The sequence below is a fragment of the Fischerella major NIES-592 genome (assembly GCF_001904645.1).
Classification (GTDB): Bacteria; Cyanobacteriota; Cyanobacteriia; order Cyanobacteriales; family Nostocaceae; genus Fischerella; species Fischerella thermalis.
Window position 1 is genome coordinate 82,643 of sequence record NZ_MRCA01000007.1, and the last position, 10,901, is coordinate 93,543.

The window sequence follows — 10,901 nt, forward strand, 5'->3', positions numbered from 1 at the left end:
GTCGAGCGCCATGCAGACAACAGCCGCAGAACAAATCAATCCCTTGGCTGGGAAACCTGCTCCAGCCGATATTTTGATTGATGTCGAACAGCTTTTGGATCAGTACTACACGGTTCATCCCGATCCTGATAATCCACTACAACGCGTTAGTTTTGGTACATCTGGTCATCGTGGCTCTTCTGCCAATGGCACATTTAACGAAGACCATATTTTAACCATATCTCAGGCGGTTGCTGAGTATCGTCAGAGTCAGGGTATTAATGGGCCGCTGTACATGGGTATGGATACACACGCACTCTCGGCTCCTGCCCAAAAGTCTGCGTTAGAAGTACTAGCAGCTAATAATATAGAAGTTCACATAGCTGCGGGCGAAGGTTACGCACAATACACACCCACACCAGCAGTATCTCATGCCATTCTTTGCTACAACAAAGGCAAAACTAGTGGTTTAGCAGATGGGATCATCATTACCCCATCCCATAACCCACCTAGTGATGGTGGTTTTAAATATAACCCGCCTTCCGGTGGACCGGCGGAACCAGAGATTACCAAGTGGATTCAAACCCGTGCCAATGAGTTGATGGCAAATCAAAACCGGGATGTGAAGCGCATTCCCTATGAATCTGCTATCAAGGCAGCCACGACTCACTATTTTGACTTTATTACTCCCTACGTCAACGATTTAGAGAATATCATCGACATCGACGTCATCAAATCCTCTGGTATCCGCATTGGTGTTGATCCCCTGGGTGGATCGAATATTGCTTATTGGCAGCCGATCGCTGAACGTTATGGTTTAAATATCACCGTAGTTAATAACACCGTTGACCCGACTTTCCGCTTCATGAGTGTAGATTGGGATGGTAAGATCCGCATGGACTGCTCATCACCCTACGCTATGGCGAGTTTGGTCCAGATTAAGGATGACTACGATATCGCTTTTGGTAATGACACAGATTCTGACCGCCACGGGATCGTCACCCCCAGCGTCGGCTTGATGAACCCCAACCATTTCCTGTCCGTGGCCATTTGGTATTTATTTACTAATCGTAGTGGCTGGCCAGCAACAAGTGCAATCGGGAAAACCTTGGTCAGCAGCAGCATGATTGACCGAGTGGGTAAAGACATCGGACGGCAGGTATGTGAAGTACCCGTCGGCTTTAAGTGGTTTGTAGACGGTTTGCTTGATGGTTCCTTTGGCTTTGGTGGTGAAGAAAGTGCTGGTGCTTCTTTCTTGCGTAAGGATGGAACTGTCTGGACAACAGATAAAGATGGTATAATCTTAGATTTATTAGCAGCGGAAATTACGGCGCGTACAGGTAAAGACCCTGGCTTGCACTACCAAGACTTAACAGCAAAACTAGGCAAACCGTTCTATAAACGGATCGATTCTCCCGCTTCGCCAGAACAAAAAGCCCGTCTGGGTAAACTTGCGCCGGAAGATGTGAAAGCATCCACCCTTGCTGGTGATCCTATTACTGACAAATTAACGAATGCTCCTGGTAATAATGCGCCAATTGGTGGACTGAAGGTAACGACTGAAAACGGCTGGTTTGCGGCTCGTCCCTCTGGTACTGAGAATGTATGCAAAGTCTATGCTGAAAGCTTTAAGAGCGAAGCTCATCTCGAGGAGATTTTGCAAGAAGCCACACAAATAGTTGCTAATGTCGTTTAATTCTCACATTTGTGAGATAGCCAATACAAACAATCGCCGCTCTAGAATCAAATTAGGGCGGCGATTATTATGGTATTAGAAGTTACACACGAGTGATAGAAGAATAAAACCGCACCAGGCACAGAGGACACAGAGGAATAAGAGTTAGAGAGATGTTGTGCGTAAGTCCTGGGTTTTATGGTTAGCGATCGCTGCTGTGAATTTTTTATAATCAACTATATAATTAAATAAAAATACTTCATAGTTTTGAAGCGTTTTATACCAATTCAAAAAATTCTACTACACATAAATAATGTTTGGAAAATAGCACAGCCGTGCTAACCTAGCATCTACATATGTAGTCTCCTTTTGGAGAATTGGTTTTACTTTTTACTTTTGTTTGTTTAATTTCTAAATGTGGTCTGAACTCACAAAAGCGATCGCTCACATCAATCTTCCTGCTGATTGGCTCGGTATCCGAGTAGTTAAAGACACTTCTGCTCATCATTCTGTGCGTGATGGCTTACCCCAACGCAACGGTAAATCTGTCACCACAGGAGCCATGCTAGAAGTCATGGTTGATGGCTGTATCGGCTATGCAGCAACTAATTCTCTCCAACTGACGAGTCTACAAAATGCCGCGAAAAAAGCGTATCAACAAGCAATCACAGCTAAGCAGTGGTGGATACATCCTTTTCAAGCCAGAAGTGAACGTCCGAAAGTGGTTGGTGAATACGTTTCACCTTTTGTTGAACCATTGAATAGTCTTAGTGCCGGAGAAATCAACCATTTACTAGTCCGCATCTGCCAATCACTCAAAGTTTCTGAGCAAATAGTGAAAACTACTGCTGGTGCAAATACTGGTGAAAGAGAAACATGGTTTGTCAGTAGTAACGGCTCAGAAGTATATCAAAAATTTTTGTTTCTCAGTACCCACTATGGAGCGATCGCCCAAGATGGAGCGATCGTCCAGCAGCGCACTAACAATGGTTGGGAAGCAAACTATTTCCAAGGTGGTATGGAATTACTCCAACCAGAAAATCTCTGGGAAAGAGTACAGCGAATTGGGGAAGAAGCAGTAGAACTCTTAACAGCAGAAGAATGTCCAACCACACGCACTAATTTGGTATTAGCCCCAGACCAAATGATGCTACAAATTCATGAAAGTGTGGGACATCCCCTAGAATTAGACAGAATTTTAGGAGATGAGCGCAACTACGCTGGTGGTAGCTTTGTGAATACAAGTGATTTTGGGGTTTTGGTGTATGGTTCTCCCTTGATGAATATCACCTTTGATCCCACTGTTTCCGGTGAATCAGCTAGTTATGGTTACGATGACACTGGTGCTGTAGCAACACGAGAATATTTAATCAAAGAAGGGGTACTATTGCGGGGTTTGGGTAGTTTAGAAAGTCAAAAAAGAGCAGGTGTACTGGGAGTAGCCTGTGCGCGTGCTTGTTCTTGGAATCGACCTGCTATTGACCGGATGGCTAACTTAAATTTAGAACCAGGTAAAGCTTCTTTTGAAGAAATTATTGCTGACATAGAACACGGCGTTTACATGGAATCTAATCGTTCTTGGTCAATCGATGATCGCCGTTATAAATTTCAATTTGGTTGTGAATACGCTAAATTAATTGAGAACGGTAAATTAACCAAAACCGTGCGTAATCCTAACTATCGAGCTACGACTCCGGAATTTTGGCATAGCTTAACTAAAGTCGGAAACTCTTCAACTTGGGAGATGTACGGTACTCCCTACTGTGGTAAAGGAGAACCAAATCAAGCTATTTGGGTAGGACATGGTTCACCCGTCTGTCAATTTTCTAACGTCGAAGTATTCGGTGGCGGCGCTTGAATGAAGATGGGGAACTCGGGGCCCCCACGACCCCAGGGAGTGGGGATTAGGGGCAATGGGGAGAACCGGGGATGGGAAGAATGCAGAATCAAACTCTCGCCACCACCCCACCACCCCACCACCCACCACCCGATCACAAAAGTAGCTCGCCCACTTCCCTTTAAAATTAGGAATTTAGATGAAACACGAGGAATTATCTACATTAGAAGTCAGCTTTAACCAACTGATTGATACTCTCCTGCTAAAAAAAGCAGCAACTGAAGAATTCACTGTCAAATTAAATAGTGAGCGTAGTCAATTTACTCGTTTCAATCATGCCAAAGTCAGACAAACAGGTACAGTTGCTGATGGCTGGATTGACCTAACTTTAATGCAAGATCAGCGTAGTAGTTTTCGTCAAATTCCTTTTACTGGAAATTGGGAAATAGATTGGCAAGTAACATACAAAGCTTTGCAAGAACTACGCGAAGAACTTCCCTTACTACCTTTAGATCCTTATTTAGTATTGCCATTAGGAACTAACACTAGTCGCGAAATTCATCCTGGTAATTTATTGGTTGAAGAAGCAGTAGTATCAGCAGTTTTAGAATCAGTTGCAGAATTAGATTTTACTGGCTTTTATGCTGGGGGAACTGTTGTTCATGCTTATGCCGATTCTTGTGGTCAAAAACACTGGTTTGCCACTGATTCTTTTACCCTAGATTATTCTATATTTAACTCCGAAGGACAAGCTGTTAAAGGTATATTTGCAGGTAGTGATTGGCATCAACAAGCTTATATCCAAAAAATCCAAGAAGCAAAAAAGCAACTAGAATTACTGGCTCGTCCAACTAAGCAATTACCACGAGGGCAATATAAAACTTATTTTGCACCAGCCGCAGTAGCAGATTTATTAATGATGCTTTCTTGGGGTGGTACAAGCGAAGCTGATTTACAACAGGGTAATAGTGCTTTAGCAGCTCTTTCCGGTGGAGAAAAACAACTTTCTTCTAAGTTTAATTTGAAAGAAAACTTTCAACGAGGAACAGTACCGCGTTTTAATGAATGGGGAGAAATGGCAGCGCTAGAACTACCAATAATTACTCAAGGAATATTAGTAAATACTTTGATAAATTCTCGTACTGCCAAGGAATATCAAAAAACTGCTAACGGTGCTAATAGTTATGAATCTTTACGTGCGCCAGAAATAAATCCGGGTAGTTTAGAATTTGACCGAATTCTACCCAATTTGGATACAGGATTATATGTGTCAAACTTGCATTACTTAAATTGGAGCGATCGCCCCACAGGTAGAATTACAGGTATGACCCGCTATGCCTGTTTTTGGGTAGAAAATAGTGAGATCATCGCACCAATAGATAATTTGCGGTTTGACGATAGTCTCTATCGCTTTTGGGGTGAAAATTTACTCGATTTCACAAATTTTCAAGAATTTATTCCCGAAGTCGGGACTTATGAAGGTCGGCAACTAGGAGGTAGTATGGTTCCTGGGATGTTGGTGAAAGATTTTACTTATACATTGTAACAAACCATTTATCGAACAAATTCCTCGTGTCGAGCAACTTCAAAAAGTTAAGCTAACAGAGTGTAGCGACGGATATCTATTTCATTAGCAACCAAGTCTTGCAACTTAGCTGCTGCTGTTTGAATATGTGCTGAAGCAAGATGAGCGTCTAAGGCGTCATTAGAAGTCCATTCTTCTACAAAGGTAAATTCTGTAGGATCAGACTGGTTTTGCAGCAACTCATACTTTATACAGCCATTCTCCTGACGAGTAGGCTCAATTATTTCTAGTAAGACAGCTTTGATATCTTCGACTTTTTCTGGCTGAGCTGTTATACGGGCAATTACACGAATTGTATTAGTCATTGGTCGTCAATAGTTGGTTGTTAGTTGTTAGTTGTTAGTAGCCAATAGTTAACGGTAAATGGTTATTCCTACAGCCCTCATACCCCTTACACTCCCCTCACTGCCCCTAATCCCCAGAGGGGACCCCGAGTTCCCCATCACCCCATCTCCTCACACTTCACCAAAAACTCGCCGCGCTGCAACCATATAACGGAAGATATATTCCACTAGCTCAATGTAGTTACGAGCTGCTGTGGAGGAAGCAGCCCAAACTGTGACACCATGATCGCGGATGAGTAAGGCGGGTAATTGTGGGGGAGTGTTGCTAAATCTTGTTTTGATCTCAGTTGCAATCTGCTGAACCTGTAAATGATTAGCAAATATAGGCATCACGCAATCAGGCTTTTCTTCCCAAACCCCAAGTCCTTTAAGCATTTCTAGTGGTGGCAAGGGTAAAGCATCTCCATTTACAAACCGTGAAACCAGATTAGCTTCCACTGAATGGACATGATAGCAACTTATGGCTTCCGGAAAAAGGTTATAAATAACCTGGTGAATAGCAGTTTCAGCACTAGGCTTGGAGTCTTCTGTGGGTTGTTCTACCCTACCATCAGGATAAACCCGCACAAAATCATCTATTACTAATTCTCCTTTGGACTTACCACTCGCCGTAATCCAGAAGCTACCATCAGATAAACGTATTGAAAGATTACCTGCTGTTCCTACCATCCAACCCTGTTGGTAAAAGTAACGGGCAGCAGCAATTAACTCAAGACGGACATCGGTGAGGGTTGAAATGTTCATTATACTAGACAGAATTCCACAATTGTGCTAAGTAATCGCGCACATCTAAAAAATCTTGCCAGGGGATGTAGGGTTTTTGATTTTCTTCGAGATAATAGGCTAGGCGATCGCGAGCAAACACTATCGGTGTTGCTAATGCCATATTTAAATCAGTCAGCGAATCTCCAATCACTATTTTCTCATCTGCTGGATACTTTTCCATTACTTCCACTTTCGCAACTAATTCTGTCCCACCTTCAAACTCTGAATTAGGGTGCAAATACTCACCTTTGGTATCAACATCAACAGCGTGGATGGCATGAATTCGTGGCACTAGTTCGCCTAACACAACTTCCACCATACCCCGCAGTCCCCCAGAAACTACTACTAAAGGAACTTTCTTTACTTCCAAGAAATCCAATAGTTCTGTAAACCCCAGACGAATTGGTTCTTTGCGGGTAAATTCTAAAATTTCGGGGTAGCAAGCAGATGGAATTGACTCCAAAATCTGCCTGACTCCTGCACGTAATGTCAATCGCCGTGCATACATTTCTGGTATCAGTTGAGCAGAAAGCTGAGGTGCAAAACGCTTCAGCACAGCCACAAAGGTTTCTGACACCGTAATAGTACCGTCAAAGTCGCAAAAAATGATACGTTTCATTCTTAAGCAACAGCCTGACGTCTGTGAATTAGTGTACCCGTATATTCAGGAACCCAGCCTTCTGTATTAGTAAAATAACGTACTGCTTTCACTCTTCGCTTTGGCGTGAGATAAAACCAGTGTTCAGTTCCAGCAGGCACATTGATATACTCTTGTGGTTGCACTGTTAATTCTACCTGAGTGCCATCAGGACGCACAAAGCCAAAAATTCCTTCTCCAGCAACAACGTAGCGTACCTCATCATCTGCATGAGTATGAATCTTGTCAAACTTTGTTAGCAATCCATCCAAGTTGGCAGTTTTTGGATGAAGAACAATTAAGTCACGGGATTGATAGCCTGCTGTTTGTTGCAACTGCTCAAAATAGCGATCCAAAGCTACTAATACTTGTTCCTTTTCATCTTCGTTGAGGCTATCTTTTGCCAGTAACTCGTGTAATTGGGAATCTTCTCCTACAGGCCAATAATTGAGTTGAATATTGAGGGATGCTAATTCCCGGGAAATATATTTCAGGTCAGTATATACTTTACCGTCTTCTAGTTGTAATATAGCCATAGTCTACCTCCTGCATGAAATATTATACGGTAATTCTAGCGAGTTACAAGGATATTAGTAGCAATATGATTAATCACCAATAGCAATTCCACCTAGCCATAAACAGACAATCTATCTGTGTCCATCGGTGTGCATCAGTGTGCATCTGTATTCATTGTTCTAAACATAATCTTTCTCACCACCTAACACACCAAAAAAGTACAGTTTTCGATTAATCACCAATAGCAATTCCACCTAGCCATAAACAGACAATCTATCTGTGTCCATCGGTGTGCATCAGTGTGCATCTGTGTTCGCCTTTCAAAACATCTCTTTCTGTGAAATCGTAGCGACTTTAAACCCATGCGTACTGTGGAATAAGCACACCACAGACGCAGAGAATTCGCTACAAACCATGAAAAATCGTACTAAGGACGATGATTTCCTGAGTTATTACCCTGAAGCTTATTGTACTTACCTGGATATTTCTTGTGAAAATAACTTTCCATCACTTGTAACGCCATAGGTCCAGCAACACTACCGCCGCCACCACCAGAATGTTCTGCAAATGCGACAACCAAAATTTCTGGTTTATCGGCGGGAGCATAACCACCAAACCATGCATGATTGGCTTTGACACCGTGACGTAACCAAGCTTCGGCGGTTCCTGTTTTACCAGCTACAGGAGGAAGAGTCGGTACATTTAAAGCTTTACCCGTACCTTCACTTACTACCTTCCGCAGTCCATCCCGCAGAACTCGGACTGTGGAGGCTTTCATATTGACTGGCTCACGCCAAGATTTGGCTTGCTTGTTGTCTTCAAGTAAATGGGGTTGAACTCTGTAACCATCATTAGCAGGTACAGCAAACATCACAGCAACTTGTAAAGGAGTGGCAAGTAGCGCTCCTTGACCAATTGACATATTCACAGAATCACCTACAGTCCAAGGCATTTTCCAGACTTTGCGTTTCCATGCTTCATCAGGAACAAAACCTTTTGATTCCTCTGAGGTAAATTCAAACCCAGTTTTTTTACCAAACCCATACTTGCGCGTCCACTCAATTAAAGTCGGGCCACCAACTCTAGCACCAACTTGATAGAAAAAGGTATCGCTACTCATCGCGATCGCTCGTGCAAATCCCAATGGTCCAAATCCAGCATGGTTCCACTCATTAAAGCGAGTACCGCCAAAATTTAGATAACCATAAGTTGGTAGTATTGTGTCAGGAGAAAATTCACCCGACTCTAACCCGGCGGTAGTAGTGACAATTTTAAATGTACTTGCTGGGGGATAGGCTCTCAAAGCACGATTGAGTAAGGGATGATTTGCACCCAACAAAATTTCTTCCAATTCTTTTTGGGAAACTTTTGGCTTGGAGAAAACATTGGGGTCAAAGGTAGGGTGAGACACCATTGCTAAGATTGCACCATTGTGGGGGTTCATGGCGATGATAGTTCCATTGCGATCGCCTAAAGCTTTTGCTGCTGCCATTTGCAAATCCGCATCTAGGGTTAATCGCAGATCTTCACCAGCTTTTGCCTGTTTCTGTCCCAAAATCCGTAATGGACGTCCGCTACCATCTACTTCCAATTGCTGACCACCCCATTCACCCCGGAGTAAGTCCTCATAAGCCTTCTCAACTCCCATCTGACCAATCACATCTCTGAGACGGTAGCCTTCGCCTCTTTTTTGTTGCAACTGTTCGGGTGTCAATTCCCGAGTATAACCTAGTACATGGGCAAATTCTTTCCCATGTGGATAATAACGAACTGCATCTGTATGTATTTCTACATTATCTAGTTCGCTTTCATACTCTTTTAAGGCAGTGATTTCATCTAAACTTAAATCGCGTTTGATCCGCACTAGTCCAGAATAGTTAGGTTCTTTCTTAGCTTCTTCAAGTTTCTTTTCTATCTCATCTAAGGGGATATGAAGAATTTGAGATAAACGCGGCCCTACTCTCGACCATGAATCCTTATTCTTGTGAGCCATCGGCCACAAATATACAGAATGAGGATAGCGAGTAGTAGCTAAAAGTTTGCCATTGCGGTCAAAAATATTACCCCGTTCTGGTTGTTTGTGTAAAAGCCGAATTCGATTAGACTCAGCCCTTTCTCGGAGAGTGGGGCCTTGAACAATTTGCAAATACACCAACCGCGCTAGAATACCGTTTGTCATTAAGAGGGTAAACACAATCAAAAAGATAGACTGTACACCCCGTCCAACGGTACGTGATTGCTTATTATTGCTGGCTAGAGGAGATTGTAATAAGGACATACTATTAACTTTAATTACGACTCACTTGATTCTGTATACGATTACGCTCTATTACTACCCGTATTGAAAGAAAATAATTCGAGTAGTGTAGACTTGGTATTTTTCGCCGGTATAGAATAAACCAAAATATGGTTCAGTATGGAAGCCAATAGACTATAATAATTTGTTTTTTTACAAAAAAATAAGGTTCATTTGTCACTTTCGACAAATCTCGCAGAAAAACCTTACTTCTAAGTTCTTAATATTGTCTGTATTTTGGCGCATTCCTGAAAACTCTAAAATGACTTACAGTAAAGCTGCTCCAGTTGTAAATCCCCCAAAAAGTAAAAATTTACCTCTGAGTTTGGCTGTAAGTTTTATTATTATTTTATTTCTTTTAATTTTTCAGGATAATGCTACCGTCATTCCTATTTTGGGGTTTCATGGTGTAATTAATAATAAAAATTCTGTTACCCAGCTTGAACAAGGTAGAATGCATTATCCCCAAAAAAATTTAGAAAGATTTTTAGAATACCTGCTGATTAACGATTATTGGTTTATAACTTCACAAGATTTGTATGAAATTTTATCAAATCAAAATCATGCAAATTCAGATTTATTTGTCAAGAAAAAGCCTATTATGATTTCTTTTGACGATGGCTATAGAACAGTATACACAAATTTACTACCTGTATTAAAAAAACTAGAAAAAAAATATGGCAAGAAAGTAAAAGTAGTTTTGTTTATCAATCCAGGTGCTTTATCTAAGAAAAGTAGTGTTAATTCCACTAATCTAAGTTGTCAGGAGTTAAGAGATGGATTACAACAAGGTTTTTATGATATTCAATCTCATGGATTAAATCATAAAAATTTAACAAGACTAAGTAATAAAAACTTGATCAAGGAATTACTAGAATCCCAGAATGAATTAAGAAAATGTACACATGATTTAGATCCGCAGCAAAAAGTAGCTTCTCATTTTGCGTATCCTTATGGTGCTTATAATCAACGAGTCCAAAAATATGTATCTAAATATTATTTATCAGGGTATTTATACAATAATAAGATTTTAAATAGAAGTTTTTTAAAAAATCAGTATCAAATACCTCGTTTAACAGTTAATCGACAAGAATCAGTCCAAGATTTAATAGAAAAATTTGATACAACATTCAACGAAAAATCAATGAAATTTCTAGATACAAAATTTAATTAAGAAAAAATAAAAGCTGAAGAATAGCAAGAATTAAAATTCTCTTTTTATCTGTGTGTATCGGTGTGTATCGGTGGTCGAGTTTTCAACAAGATT

The 10,901-nt window shown here is 41.2% G+C and carries 9 protein-coding genes; 4 read left to right on the forward strand and 5 right to left on the reverse strand.

Going from position 1 to position 10,901, the window contains the following annotated elements:
• Positions 1 to 10 precede the first annotated feature (10 nt).
• From pgm to NIES592_RS14440, 3 genes are all read left to right on the forward strand, one after another.
• Positions 11 to 1,675 (forward strand): phosphoglucomutase (alpha-D-glucose-1,6-bisphosphate-dependent), encoded by a 1,665-nt coding sequence (gene pgm, locus NIES592_RS14430; RefSeq protein ID WP_073556109.1) that lies wholly within the window; start codon positions 11 to 13, stop codon positions 1,673 to 1,675.
• Between the two features lie 394 nt (positions 1,676 to 2,069).
• Positions 2,070 to 3,512, forward strand: a complete 1,443-nt coding sequence (locus NIES592_RS14435) for a TldD/PmbA family protein (protein ID WP_073556110.1) — start codon at positions 2,070 to 2,072, stop codon at positions 3,510 to 3,512.
• Between the two features lie 178 nt (positions 3,513 to 3,690).
• A complete protein-coding gene (locus NIES592_RS14440) occupies positions 3,691 to 5,037 on the forward strand; it encodes a metallopeptidase TldD-related protein (protein ID WP_073556111.1) in 1,347 nt (448 codons plus the stop codon).
• Between the two features lie 47 nt (positions 5,038 to 5,084).
• Here the strand turns inward: NIES592_RS14440 and NIES592_RS14445 are convergent, their stop codons facing one another.
• From NIES592_RS14445 to mrdA, 5 genes are all read right to left on the reverse strand, one after another.
• Positions 5,085 to 5,381: a putative quinol monooxygenase gene (locus tag NIES592_RS14445; protein ID WP_062247552.1), complete on the reverse strand. Its 297-nt coding sequence runs from the start codon at positions 5,379 to 5,381 to the stop codon at positions 5,085 to 5,087.
• Between the two features lie 150 nt (positions 5,382 to 5,531).
• Positions 5,532 to 6,164, reverse strand: coding sequence for a methylthioribulose 1-phosphate dehydratase (gene mtnB / locus NIES592_RS14450; protein ID WP_062247554.1), 633 nt, complete (start codon positions 6,162 to 6,164; stop codon positions 5,532 to 5,534).
• A 4-nt stretch (positions 6,165 to 6,168) separates the two neighbouring features.
• On the reverse strand, positions 6,169 to 6,804 hold the full coding sequence (locus NIES592_RS14455; protein ID WP_073556112.1) for an HAD-IB family phosphatase: 636 nt from the start codon (positions 6,802 to 6,804) through the stop codon (positions 6,169 to 6,171).
• Positions 6,805 to 6,806: 2 nt separating this feature from the next.
• Entirely contained in the window at positions 6,807 to 7,358 is a 552-nt protein-coding gene (locus tag NIES592_RS14460; RefSeq protein WP_073556113.1) for a 1,2-dihydroxy-3-keto-5-methylthiopentene dioxygenase, read from the reverse strand.
• A gap of 407 nt (positions 7,359 to 7,765) precedes the next feature.
• The gene (gene mrdA / locus NIES592_RS14465; RefSeq protein WP_073556114.1) at positions 7,766 to 9,616 is read right to left on the reverse strand and encodes a penicillin-binding protein 2; all 1,851 of its coding nucleotides are present in this window, start codon (positions 9,614 to 9,616) and stop codon (positions 7,766 to 7,768) included.
• A 280-nt stretch (positions 9,617 to 9,896) separates the two neighbouring features.
• Here mrdA and NIES592_RS14470 point away from each other — a divergent pair, with 280 nt between their 5' ends.
• Positions 9,897 to 10,808 (forward strand): polysaccharide deacetylase family protein, encoded by a 912-nt coding sequence (locus NIES592_RS14470; RefSeq protein ID WP_073556184.1) that lies wholly within the window; start codon positions 9,897 to 9,899, stop codon positions 10,806 to 10,808.
• Positions 10,809 to 10,901 lie beyond the last annotated feature (93 nt).

What these genes read in the sequence shown, in the direction of transcription:
- mtnB (WP_062247554.1), bottom strand. Translation starts at nt 6,164, where the DNA reads ATGAACATTTCAACCCTCACCGATGTCCGTCTTGAGTTAATTGCTGCT.
- pgm (WP_073556109.1), top strand. Translation starts at nt 11, where the DNA reads ATGCAGACAACAGCCGCAGAACAAATCAATCCCTTGGCTGGGAAACCT.
- NIES592_RS14455 (WP_073556112.1), bottom strand. Translation starts at nt 6,804, where the DNA reads ATGAAACGTATCATTTTTTGCGACTTTGACGGTACTATTACGGTGTCA.
- NIES592_RS14440 (WP_073556111.1), top strand. Translation starts at nt 3,691, where the DNA reads ATGAAACACGAGGAATTATCTACATTAGAAGTCAGCTTTAACCAACTG.
- NIES592_RS14460 (WP_073556113.1), bottom strand. Translation starts at nt 7,358, where the DNA reads ATGGCTATATTACAACTAGAAGACGGTAAAGTATATACTGACCTGAAA.
- NIES592_RS14445 (WP_062247552.1), bottom strand. Translation starts at nt 5,381, where the DNA reads ATGACTAATACAATTCGTGTAATTGCCCGTATAACAGCTCAGCCAGAA.
- NIES592_RS14435 (WP_073556110.1), top strand. Translation starts at nt 2,070, where the DNA reads ATGTGGTCTGAACTCACAAAAGCGATCGCTCACATCAATCTTCCTGCT.
- mrdA (WP_073556114.1), bottom strand. Translation starts at nt 9,616, where the DNA reads ATGTCCTTATTACAATCTCCTCTAGCCAGCAATAATAAGCAATCACGT.
- NIES592_RS14470 (WP_073556184.1), top strand. Translation starts at nt 9,897, where the DNA reads ATGACTTACAGTAAAGCTGCTCCAGTTGTAAATCCCCCAAAAAGTAAA.